Annotated in this window: 14 protein-coding genes; 1 reads left to right on the top strand and 13 read right to left on the bottom strand. The window is 57.1% G+C overall.

The genetic code is table 11. From position 1 onward, the window contains the following. Positions 1 to 6: 6 nt before the first annotated feature. The 9 genes from SD70_RS03155 to SD70_RS03115 form a co-directional block, all read right to left on the bottom strand. Complete coding sequence (locus tag SD70_RS03155) at positions 7 to 1347, bottom strand: ABC transporter substrate-binding protein (protein WP_041045549.1); 1341 nt, start codon at positions 1345 to 1347, stop codon at positions 7 to 9. A gap of 2 nt (positions 1348 to 1349) precedes the next feature. Then, the gene (locus tag SD70_RS03150) at positions 1350 to 3143 is read right to left on the bottom strand and encodes a cache domain-containing sensor histidine kinase (RefSeq protein WP_041045547.1); all 1794 of its coding nucleotides are present in this window, start codon (positions 3141 to 3143) and stop codon (positions 1350 to 1352) included. Between the two features lie 130 nt (positions 3144 to 3273). Further along, the gene (locus SD70_RS03145) at positions 3274 to 4233 is read right to left on the bottom strand and encodes an ROK family protein (RefSeq protein ID WP_041045545.1); all 960 of its coding nucleotides are present in this window, start codon (positions 4231 to 4233) and stop codon (positions 3274 to 3276) included. Positions 4234 to 4246: 13 nt separating this feature from the next. Next, the gene (locus SD70_RS03140) at positions 4247 to 4954 is read right to left on the bottom strand and encodes a copper homeostasis protein CutC (protein WP_041045543.1); all 708 of its coding nucleotides are present in this window, start codon (positions 4952 to 4954) and stop codon (positions 4247 to 4249) included. 15 nt (positions 4955 to 4969) lie between these two features. Beyond that, on the bottom strand, positions 4970 to 5812 hold the full coding sequence (locus SD70_RS03135) for a carbohydrate ABC transporter permease (protein ID WP_041045541.1): 843 nt from the start codon (positions 5810 to 5812) through the stop codon (positions 4970 to 4972). After that, positions 5809 to 6732 carry a carbohydrate ABC transporter permease gene (locus tag SD70_RS03130; RefSeq protein ID WP_052486999.1) on the bottom strand — a complete coding sequence of 308 codons (924 nt, stop codon included), beginning with the start codon at positions 6730 to 6732 and terminating at the stop codon, positions 5809 to 5811. The genes SD70_RS03135 and SD70_RS03130 overlap by 4 nt, the downstream gene beginning before the upstream one ends. A gap of 76 nt (positions 6733 to 6808) precedes the next feature. Continuing rightward, a complete protein-coding gene (locus tag SD70_RS03125) occupies positions 6809 to 8176 on the bottom strand; it encodes an ABC transporter substrate-binding protein (protein WP_041045539.1) in 1368 nt (455 codons plus the stop codon). Between the two features lie 89 nt (positions 8177 to 8265). Further along, positions 8266 to 9273, bottom strand: a complete 1008-nt coding sequence (locus SD70_RS03120) for an asparaginase (protein ID WP_197080919.1) — start codon at positions 9271 to 9273, stop codon at positions 8266 to 8268. 16 nt (positions 9274 to 9289) lie between these two features. Further along, positions 9290 to 10468 (bottom strand): ROK family transcriptional regulator, encoded by a 1179-nt coding sequence (locus tag SD70_RS03115; protein ID WP_052486998.1) that lies wholly within the window; start codon positions 10466 to 10468, stop codon positions 9290 to 9292. A 286-nt stretch (positions 10469 to 10754) separates the two neighbouring features. Here SD70_RS03115 and SD70_RS03110 point away from each other — a divergent pair, with 286 nt between their 5' ends. Further along, complete coding sequence (locus tag SD70_RS03110) at positions 10755 to 11975, top strand: MFS transporter (RefSeq protein ID WP_041045537.1); 1221 nt, start codon at positions 10755 to 10757, stop codon at positions 11973 to 11975. Positions 11976 to 12198: 223 nt separating this feature from the next. On the opposite strand, the gene SD70_RS35745 is transcribed toward SD70_RS03110, so the two are convergent. The 4 genes from SD70_RS35745 to SD70_RS39110 are packed head-to-tail and all read right to left on the bottom strand — an operon-like array spanning position 12199 to position 14892. Then, complete coding sequence (locus SD70_RS35745) at positions 12199 to 12342, bottom strand: hypothetical protein (protein ID WP_156157869.1); 144 nt, start codon at positions 12340 to 12342, stop codon at positions 12199 to 12201. Continuing rightward, positions 12321 to 14051, bottom strand: a complete 1731-nt coding sequence (locus tag SD70_RS35740) for a CBM96 family carbohydrate-binding protein (protein ID WP_231571006.1) — start codon at positions 14049 to 14051, stop codon at positions 12321 to 12323. Before SD70_RS35740 ends, SD70_RS35745 begins: the two co-directional genes overlap by 22 nt. Positions 14052 to 14077: 26 nt before the next feature. After that, complete coding sequence (locus tag SD70_RS39115; protein ID WP_269432407.1) at positions 14078 to 14761, bottom strand: polysaccharide lyase family 8 super-sandwich domain-containing protein; 684 nt, start codon at positions 14759 to 14761, stop codon at positions 14078 to 14080. Beyond that, a complete protein-coding gene (locus tag SD70_RS39110; protein ID WP_269432408.1) occupies positions 14710 to 14892 on the bottom strand; it encodes a polysaccharide lyase family 8 super-sandwich domain-containing protein in 183 nt (60 codons plus the stop codon). Before SD70_RS39110 ends, SD70_RS39115 begins: the two co-directional genes overlap by 52 nt. Between the last annotated feature and the right edge of the window lie 177 nt (positions 14893 to 15069).

Raw genomic sequence — 15069 nt, 5'->3', positions numbered from 1 at the left:
CCTTCCCTACCTTTCCGGCTGCCGGGTTGCCGTATAGTGAATGGCAGCGCCGCGCAGCTGCTTCCCCGCTTCCCGCAGCGCCAGATCCGGCGGGGTATGGAGCGTCAATATTTGCGTCAGCGCATCGTTTTGGATGTCGATCATAAGCGGGTAAAAAGGGACGGCCGGCTCGTTTCTGGCGATCTTCATGCTTTCCAGCGTCAAGGCGAACTCGGGCCTTATATTTTGCAGCAGCGGATCCGACAAGATCGATTTGCGGGCTGGCGTCCCTCCGGCTCTCGCATAAATAAAGCCGCCGCGTTTGCCGGTAATATATGAGATGAATCTCCACGCTTCCTTCGGATGCGGCGATTTGGCATTGATCGACAGGGCCCACCCGTGCTGGAACGAAGCGCGCCGGATCGTGCCGTCGGGTCCCCTTACACCTGGAATCATGGCCACTTTGATGACGTCTTTGTAGCGGCTGTCCGAATTGCGGATCGAATCGTAAGCCGCGTTCCAGTTCGGAGCGGCCATGGCGATATCGCCGTTCATGAGAGCGTCCCGGACATCGGAAAATCCCCACGAGAGCACATCGGGAGGCACCACCTTGTCCCGCACCAGCCCTTCCAAATAGCGGCCGGCGTCCAAAGAGCGGGAAGAATCGAGAAACACCTCGTTGTCGCCGTTCAGCAAGTCGCCGCCAAAGCTCCACAGCAGCGTGTCGAATATTTTGGGCAGCTCCTCCGGAGCGAGCCCCGTAAAGCCGAGTCCCCATTTGGTCGGCGAATCGGCGCGATGCGCCTTTGTGAACCGCTCTGCGAGCTGCTTGACTTCGTCCCACGTCTGCGGCGGGACCGGAATCAAGTCGCTGCGGTAATAGAGAAAATGCGTGCTGATATCGGTCGGCAGCGCATACACGTTGCGGTTGTAAGAGTACGTCGCCGCAAAATCGGCCTGATCGAAAATTTTCTCGTCCGTGTATTGGGGGTCCCGCATAAACGGATCGAGCGGCAGCAGCACTTTGCCTAGCCCGAATTGCGCGACATAGGTGCTGGGGACGAACACCAGGTCGAAATCGTCCGAACCGGCGAACAATTGGGTAGCCACCGTCGTAAAATATTCGTCCCGGCCGAGTTCGATCATCTCCACGCGAATGCCGGTCTCCTGTTCGAAGGGAGGGATCGCCTGCCGCATCGCCTCGGATTCGTAGCCGGTGCGGATGAGCAGCTTGATCGTTTTCGGCGATTCCGCTTGCGCCGACGTCGGCTTGTCGCCTGCCGAGAAGCCGAGAATATAGATGCAGCCGATTCCCCACACCAAGAGCAGCGCCACGGCGGAGTAGCTGCTCCAGCGAATTTTCGGCATGTTCAAGCTTCCTCCCCTCCGGCCGGAATGTCAAAAGCAACCGTCGTGCCGGCCCCTTCCTTCGACTCGATGCGCAAGGCGCTCATGGCGCCGAAAGCGAGCAGCAGCCTTTGCTGTACGTTGCGCAGCCCGATGTGCTCGACTTTTTCCGTATCCCGCAAGCTGTGCAGCAGCTCCCGCAGCGCCTGCCCGCTCATCCCTTTGCCGTTGTCGCGCACTTCTATGCTCACTTTATGGCCGAGGCGGACGGCGGCGATGGAGATTTCCCCAAGCTTATCGGCGGGGGGCGATTGCGTAATGCCGTGCTCGAAAGCGTTTTCCACTAGCGGCTGCAGCAGCAGCGGCACCATCGGCGTTCGTCTCGCCCGCTCATCCAGCACGACCCGATAGGTCGCCTTGTCCCGGTAACGGACGGATTGCAGCTCCAAATAGCTTTGCACATGCTCGAATTCCTGCTCCAGCGGAATCCGCTCTTTCCCCGCATGCAGGCTGAGCCGGAAAAATTTTCCGAGCGACGTAACCAGCTTGCTGATTTGCTCGGCTTTATACTTTTTGGACATCCAATAGATCGTATCCAGAATGTTGTACAGGAAGTGGGGATGGATTTGCATTTGCAAAGCCCGCATCGAAGCCTGCTGCTTCTCTCGCTGTTCTTTCTCGACTTCCGCCAGCAGCTCTTGAATGCGCTCCATCATATTGTTGAAATTGCGCTGCAAAATCGAGATTTCCCGGTAGCTCTCGTTCGTGTGCCGGACGTCCAAATTGCCGTAGGACGCTTTCAGCATAAGCTGGGACAAATGAACGACGGGCCTCGATATGTTGGTGGCGAGCGACAAGGACACGAAAATGGAGACGGCGGCGCCAAGCCCCGCGATCAGGAGCAAATTCCGCAGCAAGAGCCGGTTCGGCTCGAGAAGTTCTTGCAGCGGCACGACCGCCGCCATGATCCACCCGCTTTTGGGGGAAGCGACGTGCGCGACGATCCACTTCCCGTCGATCACTTCCGTCCCGGCTCCGCTCGCGGAAAGCCGCCCCAGCGCTTGCCGGATGCGCTCGTTGCTCAAATAAGGCGACTGCTGGCCGAAGAGCAGCTCGTGCTCCTGGTCGAGAAGCAGCAGCGATCCGGTTTTGCCGATCTGCACATTTTGCAGCACGTCCTCGAGAAACAAGTTGTTCAGCTGAATGATCAAATAGCCTTGCAGTTCTACGCGGCTACTGTCCACGATCTTTCGCGCCGCCAGAACGGAAGGGTGAATCCCGGTCGTGTACGCTTCGCGGTGCGGCAAGATCGCGTACGTTTCGCTGAACCAGTGGATGGACAGCGGGTCCTGCTCCAGATGGTCCGTAATGTACCGGTAATTGGCGGGAATGACTTGGTCGAACGTCTGGAACGCGTTCTCCGTGGACAGCAAAATGCGCTCCGGCGTCACGAAATAGACGGAGCTCACTTCGTTGATCCGGCCCCGGAAATATTGATGAAACATCTCCTGTTTGAATTGGGCGGCCGCTTTGACGATCTCGTAGGACGAATCGCCGGGCTTCACCAGAAAATCGAGCGGCTCCCGGTACAAAATCGGCCACGTCAGACGGTCCATCTCGGACAAGTTGGCATCCAGGGAACGATTGGTCTGCTGCACCGTCTGCAGCAAAAACCGGCTGACCTGATCCTGGAATATCGCATTTTCTTTATGGTACGTCACCAAGGTAATGACGATGATGGGAAAAATCATGAGCAGCAGGAAGCTGCTGATCAATATCGTTCGGATGGAGAATTGCCCAGATGTACGCGCTTTCATTATTCCCGCTCCGGTTTTTATTTCCATCTTACCATAAAGCCGACAGCTGTCTATCCCGCGAATGGCGCAAACCAAAATGACTGCCGGGGCAGCATCCAAGCTGCCTGGCAGTCATTTTGCGGGCCGGGGTTCAGTCACTCAACTGCTTCAGCGCATAGAGCGCGCTGCCGATCACGCCGGCGTGCTCGTTGTGCATCGCTGGCTTGACGGCGAGCTTGCCCATGTACATCGGATGCACGCGGCGGGCGAGTTCCTCCTGCAACGGGCGGAACAGCCGCGGCCCCGCCAAAGCGCCGCCTCCCCCGATCAGCACAACATCGGGGCTGACGAGCGGGATGGCGAACGACAAGCCGATAGCGAGCACTTTGCCGGTTCGGTTCATGACGTCGATAGCCAAACTGTCGTTCATATCGTAAGCGAGGGATACGTCCGCAGCCGTCAGCTGCGACAAATCCGGATGCCAGCCCGACATGACGCTGTCCCGCCCCGATTCGATCCCTCTCCGCGCTTGCCCGGCAATGCCTGTAGCCGATACGATCGTTTCCAGACAACCCGTCATGCCGCACTTGCAAGGAAAGTCGTTGCCTTCGATAGGGACGTGGCCCAATTCGCCGGCCAAATAATCCCCCCCGTAAAAAATGTCGCCGTTATGAATAACCGCGGCGGACAAGCCGGTTCCGATCGTCACGCCGAGCACGCACGGATGCCCTTGGCCCGCTCCTTTCAGCGCCTCCCCGTACATGTACATTTTGACGTCGTTATTGATAAATACCGGCTTATTCGTCATCGCCGAAAGCAGCCCGGCCATAGGGACGTTCTCCCACTTCAGATTCGACGAAAACTTGTTGACGCCCCGCACCGGATCGATGAACCCCGGAGTCCCGACGCCGATGGCGCGGACGGACTTCATGTCTCGGCCCGCCTGCCGGACGAGGAGCCCGGTCATGTCAGCCATTTTCCGCAGCACATCATCGCTGCCGCGCTCCGCTTCCGTCGGCAGCTTCACCATGTGCAGCAAATTGCCTTCCAGATCGGACAGACCGCAAACGATGTTGGTGCCGCCCAAGTCAATGCCGATTAATGTGTCCACGCTGCCGCCCCCATCATGTCGTTTGGCCCAACCCGTGCCTTGCCAAGCACTGTTTGATCGCCTTCACTCGCGCAACATCGATGTCTTCCCCGCTGCTCTCGCGAATTCTCGCGCCTTTGCCGAAATGGATCTCGGCGGCGCCGGCCGCCGGCAAAAACTCCGGCAGCGCAGCAAGCGTCAGTCCGCTTCCCGCCATGACCGAGAGCCGCTCCCCGCGGCTTCTTTCCGCAAGCCGCCGTATGTCCGCAGCGGCGTCCAGAGCGCTTGCCTTGCCGCCGGACGTGAGCACCCGCTCGATTTGCGGATAAGCGAGCAGCGTTTCGTACGCTTCCAGCAAACCGTCCGCTTCGTCGATCGCCCGGTGGAACGTGACACCGAGCCCTTCCGCCGCTTCCAGCAGCGCTTCGAGCGTGCGGACGTCCACTTTTCGCTCCGGCGTCAGCGCGCCGAGCACGACACCCCGGGCCGGCGTGCGCTTGATCGCCTCGATGTCTTTGATCATAGCCCGCAAGTCGGACTCCCCGTACACGAAAGACCGGCTGTGCGGCCGTACCATCGCATAGACGGGGATGCGTACGGCACGCGCCGTTTCTTCAACGATACCGATGCTCGGCGTCAGCCCGCCTTCCGATACGGCCGTTATCAGCTCCAGCCGGTCCGCCCCGCCACGCTCCGCCGCTATGGCGTCGTCCGCATTCGTTACGATCACTTCAAGCAACATGGCCTTCCCTCCGATCTAGCCTTTAACCGCTCCTTGGGTAAGCCCGGAAACGATATATTTTTGCACGGCGGCGAACATGATCATGACCGGGATCAGCGACATGATGCCTCCCGCGCTCATTTGGCCCCAGTTGATGTCGAATTTTTGCACGAAATTGTTCAGTCCGATCGGGATCGTTTTGGCCGCTTCCCCGTTGATGAACATAATCCCGAAGAACAGCTCGTTCCACGCCCCCGTAAAGGCGAAGACGAACGTGGCGACGATGGCCGGCAGCATGAGCGGCAATACGATGAGCAGCATCGTCTGCCATTTGTTGCAGCCGTCGATGAAGGCGGCCTCCTCCAGCGCCACCGGAATGCGTTGGAAAAAGCTGGACATCGTGATCAGGCAGAACGGAATGTTCATGACGGTATACGTCACGATCAGCGACGACAAATGATCCAGCATGTTCATTTTGGAAAACAGGATGAACAGAGGGACCAGAATAATGATCGTCGGAATCATCTGGGTGCCGAGAAATACGAGCAGCACCGCCTTTTTCCCTCTGAACCGGTAGCGCGACATGCTGTACCCGCCCATAACGGATATGACGAGCACGATCAGCGAGCTTACGACCGTAACGAGCACACTGTTGGCAAAATAAAGCGGAAACTGCGTATTGTGCAGCGTATCGACGTAATTGGCCCACGTAAATTGCTTCGGCCACAGCGTCAGCTCGCTGCTGTAAATTTCTTGCCGCGTTTTGATCGACGTTACGAACATCCAGTAGAACGGGACGACGGTGAACAACAGGAAGAGCAGCAGCGCCGCAGCCCGGAACACTTCGGGGAGCCGGTCCAGCAATCGTTTAGTCATCATATATCACCAGCATCTTCATATTTCGTAACGTACAAAAAGATCACCGTGTACACCGTCAGCAGCACCAGCATCAGCAAGCCGAGCGCCGATGCGACGCCGAAATCGCTCGTATTGAAAATCTGGCTCAAAATGTAGGACGGCAAGTTGTCGGAGCTGTTCGCCGGCCCGCCGTTCGTCATGATGTAAATGAGGTCCGCGGAGTTGAACACCCAGATGACCCGCAGCAGCACCGTTACGATCAGCGTCGGCTTAATGTACGGAATCGTGATTTTGAACAGCTTCGTCCAACTGCCCGCTCCGTCGATCTCGGCCGATTCATAAATGTCGTGCGGGATCGATTGCAAGGCGGCCAAGATCATGATGCCGAAAAAAGGAACGCCGTACCATACCATGGCAACAATGACGGGAAAGATGGACACGTGCGGAAGGGCCAGAAACGGAACGCCTTTGGCGACGATGCCCGCCTTCACAAGCCAGTAGTTGATCAGGCCGTTCTGCGCGTTGAACATCCATTTAAACATCATGCCGATCAAAAATCCCGAGACGGCCCACGGCAAAAAGACGACGGACTGATACAGGTTTTTGCCCCGGAACGTCTTGTTCAGCGCCAGCGCCAGGACGAAGCCCAGCAGAAATTGGAGACCGACCGTCAAGGCGACCCACAGCACCGAATTGCGCAAAATGAGCGGCAGATTGGGGTCGGCGACAATCTTTTTGAAATTGTCCAGTCCCGCAAAATAAATGTTTTGCGGCTCGAACAGCACGTAATGGTAAAACGCGAGCGTGATGCCTTTGAGCAGCGGATAGGCGAAGAAGGCGGCCAGAATCAATACGGCGGGCGCCAGCAGCAAGTACGGCTCCAGCGCGGCGGAGCGCCTTTTGCCTCCGGCATTCGTTTTTGCATGGGAAGTCGTGGGCATACCAGGTTCACCGCCAGTAATAAAATGTCAATCATATTGCATAACCGGGGGAAGCCCCCCGGTTATGCGAACACGTTTATTGCGGGTTTTCTTTCATATATTTCTGCTGCGCTTGCGTAAGGAAATCGGCCAAATGCTTCACGGTATCGTCCAGGCTTTGCGCGCCGGTCAAATATTTTTGCGTTTCCTGTACGGCGTAAGTTCCCGAGAAATTCGGCAGCTCCGTCAAATAGCTCGGCGGCGTCGAGTAGACGATGTTGGCGTCGGCGAGCGACGCGGCGTAGCCTGCGATCGGGCCTTGCTTGAAGAACGGGTCGTCCATGTTTTTCTTGTAGATCGGAATGGCCGAAAACTTTTTGCAGTATTCCAGATTGATTTCCGGCGAGCTCAAAAACTCGATCAGCTTCCACGCTTCCGCTTTGTTCTGCGATTTCGCGGACATCGCATAGCCGGCCGTGTAGCCCCACGTCATGTAGCGCTTGCCGTCGCTCGCTTTCGGCATCGGCAGAACGGTCCACGTGCCCGGCTTCATATTTTTGTCGGCGGTGACGATGACTTCCGGAGTTTGGTTCAAAATCCCCGCTTGGCCGTTCATGAACCCTTGCACCATCTCGTTGAAGCCCCAGTTGATCGATTCCTTCGGCGCGTAGCCGTCCAGGTATACGCTGTAAAACTTCTTGAACGCTGCCGCGGCCTCAGGACGGTACAAAATCGATTTGCCGTCCTTCTCAAACCAGCTGTCGGTATGAACGGCGTTCACGACATATTCCATCGCCCGCAAAATGCCGTTCGCGCCGCCGCGGAACGAGATGCCGTATCTGCCTTTGGCGGGATCCGTCAATTTTTTGGCGAGATCGAAGTAGTCGTCCCACGTCTCGATCTTCGGCTCCAGATTCAGCTCCTTGAACCAGTCCGTACGGACAAACAAGCCTTGCAGGCCGAACCCGTCCGGTATCGCGTATACGTTGCCCTTGTACTTGTTGCGGCTCAGCTTGCTTGCTTCGGTCAAATTGCCCGTCTGGCTCCACTTGTCGTAGTAAGGCTGCAGGTTTTCGATATAGCCGGCGGCCGCTAAACCGGTCATGGACGTATCGTCAATGCTGACAACGTCAGGAAGCGTGCCGGACGCCCCCATCGCCAGCCATTTTTTGCTGGCCTGATCCCACGGTACGGACTGGTATTCCACTTCGATGTTCGGATTTTGGTCGTGGAAGCGCTTTAACAAATCTTGCATGAGAGCGGTTCTTTCCGGGCTCGGCAGCGGATCCAGGTAAGTGAGCTTAACCGGCTTGGCCGGCGTCCCGCCGTTTCCTCCTTGCGTTGTCTGGCTGCCGCTTGAGCCGTTTTGGCTCTGGCCGCTCTGGCCTGCGGGAGAACATCCCGCCAGCGCCATCATCAAGGCCAATGCGGCGCAGACCAGCACGATAAACATTTTTCTTTGCATGTCGTACCCCTCCTATGATTTATAAATGGAATGCCGACGGCCGTCCGGTGTGGATACGGCTGCGGCAGAAAACCCGGGAAGCAAGCTCGTTATCGATTTTCCATGCGGAACACGGCTTTATTCATGCCGACGACTTTGCCGTTGTCGTTGACGATGTCTTGCGGCGCCAACGCGTACATCCGGTCTATCGTCTCCCGACCCGGGTAACCGATCTGCTCCAAAATCGATGCCGCAATGAGCGGCCATTCGTCTTCGGACCCGTCCAGCACCTTGAACGCAAAGCCGAGCTTCTCGCGCTTCAGGCCGAAGCAATAAATGCCTTTGGCCCCGCCTTTTGCGACGATGTTGGGATCCATCAGGAGCGCCGAGCAAATGCGGTCGGTGCCGGCAATCATTTCGTAGTGATCGTTCATCAGGCGGACGATCGTCTCAACGGCGCTGCGCACCGCCACATCGTCAATCAATTCGGGGCAAGCAAGCTTCAAATATACTTTCGCCAAATTGCGGAGCGGAATCGCGAACACGGGAAAACCGCAGCCGTCCGTTCCGAGCGTAATGCGTTCGCGCGGATATTCGGACAAATAGGCAAGGGTTGAGAGTATTTCCTGCTGCGCCGGATGGGAAATATCGTAATAGTCTTCGAGCGGATAGCCCATCGCCTTGCACAAAGCCAGCGTACCGAGGTGCTTGCCGGAGCAGTTGTGATAGATCGAGCGCTGCGGACCGCCGCTGCGGATCACGTCTTCTTTCGCTTGAATGCCAAGCGGGTAGGTAGGTTTGCATACAAGGTGGCTTTCGGACAAGCCTAGCTTCGCCAGCAGCCCTTCGAGCGCTTCGACATGAAACGGCTCGGCCCGGTGCGAGCCCATCATAATGGCCATTTCCTTCTCCGTCAGCCCGTATTTGGCCGGCACTCCGTGCTTGAACACGGGAATCGCCTGCACCGGCTTGCCGGACGAGCGCAAAAACGCTACATAATCCGCATCGCCGACTGCATACCTCACTTCTCCGTCTGCGCCGACCCCGCAAATGTGCCCGCTATGCACGCATTCCAGCGCGCCGTTGCGGCTTTCTTCCACCAATACTTGCTCTTGCATCTTCGCTTCTCTCCCTTCAGCTCGTTTGCAATTCATAATCGAGACGCAAATTCAGCGCCAGCGAGGCGGCACCGATCATAACCGATTTCCCTGCGAATTTGGACAGAACGAGCTTGAACGTGCCGCGAAAAGGCTCCCAAATAAAATCGTCCAATTTGGCGCGGACGGCTTCCAATATGTGCGGATGCTGCTCGATAAAGTTGCCGCTGAGAACGATCGTATCGGGGTTATACATGCAGACAACGTTGCTGACGGTAACGGCGATGTACGTGCAGGCCCTGTCGATAATGCTGATCGCCCACGGTTCGCCGGCGCGCCATTCGTGAAAAATTTCGCTGAGTCTGGAAACCTTTTTGAAGTTATTCGCTTCCTGAATCAGAGCGTATTCGGCGATGTACGTTTGCAGGCAGCCCCGCTTGCCGCATTCGCAAAGCATGCCGTTCGGATCGAAGTTGAAGTGGCCGATTTCCCCGGCAATATTCGTTTCGCCGCGGTAAATTTCCCCGTCGATGACCAGGGTGGAGCCGACTCCGCTGCCGATGCCGATCAGCACCGTTTTGCGCGATTCGTTCACGTGGCCGTAGATGCTTTCGCCCAAAGCTTTTACGTTCAAATCGTTATCGATCGTAGTCGGAATGCCCACTCTTTCTTCCACCAGCTTGAGGAAAGCGACGTTCTTCCATCCCAATTGCGATGAAAATACGACGGTTCCCGAATCTACATCGATAATGCCCGGAATGCCGATGCCGACGCCGATAATTTTGTCTCGGTTAATGCCGTTGTCGCGAACCAGCTCCAACAGCTTGGCGGCGATAGTATCTGCGACCGCTTGCGGAGCTTTGTCGTGATTCGCGCCACTGACGGTATGTTCCGCCGCAATGCGGCCGTCGAAATCGACGACGCCGATCTTGATTTCCGTCTTGTCCAGCTCGATGCCCACCGTCAGCACGGAGCTGGCGTCGATGTCGAGCAGCGTCGCCTTGCGGCCGACGCCGGAAGAGAACTGCTCGGTTTCCTTGACGATGCCGGCTTGGCATAAATCCGCGACGATGCGGCTGACCGACGTAGGGCTCATGCCGGTAATTTTGGCGATGTCCGCTCGCGAGATGGGGCGTCTGTTTCGAATGACATCAAGCACCATGCTTTTGTTTTTGTGCTTGATATATTCTTGGTCGTGCTTGTTGATCTGTTCCAAGGGCATCTCCTTCTAACACATTAGTTTCATGGTGTTATTAATTCGGTTGGGTATCACCTGCTTCTGTCTCGATTTTTTACGAGAATATGAGTTTCATCACGTTTATTTCTCCACTGGTGTTATTAATTGAAAGTATAAGCGCCCTGCGAATAGCTGTCAATAAGAATTCGCAACTTCGCTTTCAAGTTTCCTATTGTATTAATTGGCAATAACCGCTATGATGCTTCGTATCGAAGTCGCTGTTGCCGTACGTTCAGCACAATTTTCGTAAAAGGTCGTGACCCGTATGTTGCTTCCGCCAAAGGATTCCGTTCTCAGGCAGGCGTCTTTCACAAACTTTTGGATCTCGCGAATCTTATCGTCCACCTCGTTCCAGATGCTCTCCGTCGCCATCGGCTGGCAAATGTATGCGCTTACCCACGATGCTTTCAGTCTCGGTTTCGTGGGACTCGCCCAGTTTATCCCGATGGTGCTGCTGACGTTCGTCGTCGGCCATGCCGCAGACCGCTTCGACCGCCGGAAGATCGTATGTTTATGCCAGCTCATCGAAGGCGGGATCGCCGCTCTGCTGCTCGTCGGCAATATGGCCGGCTGGCTCGGTCGCGAGCAAATTTTGCTGGCTGCGGCGATTCTCGGCGCCTGCCGCGCTTTCGAAGGACCTTCGTCCTCTGCGCTATTGCCGCAATTGGTGCCGAAGCATATTTTGCAGCAAGCGATCGCATGGAGCACCTCGGCCGGGCAAACGGCGCAAATCCTCGGCCCGTCTCTTGGCGGTTTGCTTTATTCGCTCGGAGCGTCTTGCGTTTACGGCGCTGCGACGATCGCGCTGCTCACAGCGGGAATTCTTACTTGCTTCATCCGCGTGGAGCGCAGCGAAAGAAAGACGGAGCCCGTATCGCTGCGCTCCGTCTTCTTGGGTCTGGAATTCGTTTATCGCCATCCTGCGATTTTGGGAACGATATCGCTCGATTTGTTTGCCGTTCTGCTTGGCGGCGCTACGGCGCTGCTGCCGATTTTTGCGCAGGATATTTTGCATACGGGCCCTTGGGGCTTGGGGCTGATGCGAACCGCCCCGGCGGTCGGCGCCTTGCTGATGTCGCTCATTCTCGCTTATTACCCGCTGCAAAGAGCCGTCGGACTGAAGCTGTTCGCGGCCCTCGCCGTGTTCGGCCTGGCCACCATGCTCTTCGCCATCTCGACAAACCTGGTCGTATCGCTGGTCGCCTTGCTTCTCACCGGAGCGTCGGACGTAGTCAGCGTCGTGATCAGGTCTTCGCTCGTGCAGCTGCAAACTCCGGATGAGATGCGGGGCCGGGTGAATGCGGTGAACTCGCTGTTTATCGGAACCTCCAATCAGCTCGGCGAGTTCGAATCGGGCGTGCTCGCCGGATTTATCGGCCCCGTCCCCGCCGCCTTCCTCGGCGGGCTCGGCACGATAGCGGTCGCCGGCCTGTGGATGTATTTGTTCCCTTCGCTCAGGCGGCTGCGTTCGCTGTCGGAAAGCTAGAAATGTTCGAGCCAGCCCGGCTAACTGCAACAGCCGGGCTTCCGATTTGATCTTGAGAAAAATCCGGCCTCTCCCGTGCCCTTGCTCGCTCATCTGATGAGCCTGCCGTACCAATAGTCGCTATGCTTCCATAGTGCACGGTGCAGGAGTCAAGCAATCGAATCCGGACAAAAAAAAGCACAGGCCGGACGGCCTGTGCAAGATAACTTTCGCTATCGTGCGCTTATCTCAATGCCTGTGCATTTCGAAGCAAGTAGCGTGCGGCGTCGCTATTCACATGTTTGCCGCTTTGTGCTTGAACTTCATGCACGAAGCTGTTCAGATCGCCATCAACCAGTTTTTGGGTCAGGCTGCTCGCGATTCCCATGTTATCGATCCACCCGCTTTTCGCAAACCTGGCGACCAGCGCTTTGAGCGAGTCGATACTCGCGCCGTCTGAAAGTTCACGCTGACGCTCCCCGCATTTCCCGCCAGATCGCATGCTGTTATTTTCAATGAATGAGTACCCAGCGGCAACCTATAAAGCGGAATCGTTGCCCCTTGTTCAACGGGCTGCCCGTCGATCGACACGGTCGTCTTCGTATTATCGACGCCGGACAAGCCATCGGTCACCGCAAATTGCGGCAGCAAATCCTGAGCGTCGCTATAGCTTCCGTCTGCCGGAGACGCAACCGCTATAAGCGGCGCTTCCGTATCCAGATTGAATTGATACGTCTTCGCGAGCTCTGTGTTGCCCGCAATATCCGTCGACCGGTAGCTGACCGTATACTTGCCGCCGCGGCTGAATGTAACCGGTCCAGTATATGTCTGCAAAGTGCCGCCTCCATCCAGACTGTATACCGAAGCTGCCACCCCCGATAAATTATCCGTAGCAGCCAAAGTTACTGTCACCGGATGGACGTACCAGCCGTTCAGGCCGTCCGGCTGCGCCGGGGATATCGCAGCGGTCGTAACGGGCGCAGCCGTATCCAGCTTTTCGAACAGCAGCACAGGACGGTAAGCCGCCTCCGCATGCTCCTTGGAGCCGTAGATGACCCAGCCCGTCGAGCCGTAGTTGGTCGTCTGGGCGAGCTGAACGGCGATCGTCTTGTCGCCGGACAAGGCCGCGTTCACTTGTGCGGTTACGTCCAACGTTACGGGGGTTCCGGCGGCGGGGACGGTCCAGCTTCCGATCAGGCCGCCGGCGGCCGGCTTGTTGTTCCAGGTAATGCCGCTTTCCGTCCACGCATGATTGTTTACTTCATAAGCGACGCCCGTCGTATTGGCTACACCGAAACTTGTCGGAATCAGGCGGATTTTCGCGCTTTTGACTTGCCACGGCACCGCGGATAAATCGAATTTCAAATACGAATACCGGTAATAGCCGGAGTTCGGATCGTTCTTCACAACCAATTGATCGGATGTGCCGAAGTTGCTGTTTGCGTAGGAACCGTTGCGCACGTAGGCATCGTCGGAAGGCGCGATCGCGAAGGGGAGCGTGACCGGCAATTCGTTGGAAGCCGCGCTTTCGCCGGCGCCGTTAAAGGCTTTTACGGCAAAATAGTACGTGGCTCCGTCGGTTAGCCCTGTGACCGTATACCGGTTGTCGCCGCTGACCTCCGTTACATCCACGGTATTCGTATAGGTGCCGGGCGCTGTCCCGTAATACATCCGGTAACCGGCGGCTCCGGCGCTTGCGGTCCATTTCAGCGTTGCGGAGCCGGGTCCTTGTACGGCTTCCGTCAATTGAGGCGCTGCCGGCGTTGTCGGCGAAACCGTGCTCAGCTTGGCCCGAAACGTTTTCCCTATTGCCCCTGCCGTTTTTATCGACAATTTCGTCGTAGGCGAAAACTGCTTGACCGTAACGCCCGGGTCCAGCTGCAGCGCGCCCGTTGTCGCGCGGTGAAGCTCGATTTCGATCGTGCCTCCGTTCGCCTGAGTCGGATCGGCAACCCCGATTTGCAGCTCATTTCCGCTCTCGGCAACGGTGACGGACGCTTTCTTGTTGCTGGTCAGGTAGTCGGCTCCGTTCACTTGTACCGTTTCAAGCGAATCTGTCCAAAAGTTCGCTCCGACCACATTCGCCGCGGTATCCATTACCGCCTGCGAGCTGCCCGTGTTATTCAGAACTGTAAACCGGGATTCGCCGCATAAGCGGCAGCCTCGGCCGTCGTCGCCCCCGGATAGACGGCGTACGCATAGGAAGCTTGAGCGGGATCGACGCCGTGATTCAGCGCCAGACTCGCGTATTGCGCGGACAATACCGCAGCGCTGCCGTCGGTGTTTATATCTTTCCAGGAGCCGGAACGCGTTTCCCGCAAACCGTTCACCGTGGCGCCTCCCGGGAACACGTACGCGATATCGGAGCCGGGTACGCTGCCGGACAAATGCGCCCACTGTACGTTCGTCATCGTTTCCGCCCATCCGCTCGCCGAAGGCTTCGCCGTACCATTTACCGTCAGTGTATTAGAGCCGCTCTCGTTCAGCTTGCGGTTTTCGACGATCGTCTCCACGGGGCGTCCTCCGGTGCTCGTAATATCGGCGCCGAGCGCTACGTACTTGTCGCCGAAAAGAAACCATGACTTTTTGCCGGAGAGCGGCGTTCCCGTATTGTTCGACATCGAAAACTGCATGCCGACCGTCCCGTACGGGCCGTCGATCGACGAGCCTCCCGCCCAATTCGACGTGTTGAATTTGAAAGAGCTTAAAGTGCCTGTAGATCCGTCCGTCGTCGTTCCCGGCAATCTCGCCGGATTCACCGTCGGCCAGTACGCACCCGAAAACTGCGTCTGATCCGCGTTGTACAAGTAGGCTGCCCCTGCACCTTGCCACCACGCTTATAATTTTCGCCGTTGCCGTATTCGAACGCGGAAATTCGCGTCGAAAACAGCCCAAGCGCCAGGCCGAAGCTAGGCCGCAAGTGCACGGCGCGGTCCATTCCCGCGAATACATGCGTATAGATCATATCGCCTGCAGGCGCAACGGACGCATCTCCTATCAGGGCTTTTATTTTGCCGATATTGAAGATGGAAAGGCCGTCCGTATAGCTCGCGAACGTCGTGTCCGACTTGATCTGGCCCTTGGCGATTTGCCGTACGGTCGCGGCATCCCGCGC

It is taken from the genome of Gordoniibacillus kamchatkensis (assembly GCF_000829455.1).
Lineage (GTDB): Bacteria > Bacillota > Bacilli > Paenibacillales > NBRC-103111 > Gordoniibacillus > Gordoniibacillus kamchatkensis.
The sequence above is the reverse complement of the archived record's forward strand: the minus strand, read 5'-3'. Positions and strand labels throughout refer to the sequence as shown.

Coding starts and splice junctions, on each gene's coding strand:
- SD70_RS03155 (WP_041045549.1), bottom strand. CDS start 1,347: ATGCCGAAAATTCGCTGGAGCAGCTACTCCGCCGTGGCGCTGCTCTTG.
- SD70_RS03150 (WP_041045547.1), bottom strand. CDS start 3,143: ATGAAAGCGCGTACATCTGGGCAATTCTCCATCCGAACGATATTGATC.
- SD70_RS03140 (WP_041045543.1), bottom strand. CDS start 4,954: ATGTTGCTTGAAGTGATCGTAACGAATGCGGACGACGCCATAGCGGCG.
- SD70_RS03135 (WP_041045541.1), bottom strand. CDS start 5,812: ATGATGACTAAACGATTGCTGGACCGGCTCCCCGAAGTGTTCCGGGCT.
- SD70_RS03130 (WP_052486999.1), bottom strand. CDS start 6,732: ATGCCCACGACTTCCCATGCAAAAACGAATGCCGGAGGCAAAAGGCGC.
- SD70_RS03125 (WP_041045539.1), bottom strand. CDS start 8,176: ATGCAAAGAAAAATGTTTATCGTGCTGGTCTGCGCCGCATTGGCCTTG.
- SD70_RS03120 (WP_197080919.1), bottom strand. CDS start 9,273: ATGCAAGAGCAAGTATTGGTGGAAGAAAGCCGCAACGGCGCGCTGGAA.
- SD70_RS03110 (WP_041045537.1), top strand. CDS start 10,755: ATGTTGCTTCCGCCAAAGGATTCCGTTCTCAGGCAGGCGTCTTTCACA.
- SD70_RS35745 (WP_156157869.1), bottom strand. CDS start 12,342: ATGGGAATCGCGAGCAGCCTGACCCAAAAACTGGTTGATGGCGATCTG.
- SD70_RS35740 (WP_231571006.1), bottom strand. CDS start 14,051: ATGGATACCGCGGCGAATGTGGTCGGAGCGAACTTTTGGACAGATTCG.
- SD70_RS39110 (WP_269432408.1), bottom strand. CDS start 14,892: ATGGACCGCGCCGTGCACTTGCGGCCTAGCTTCGGCCTGGCGCTTGGG.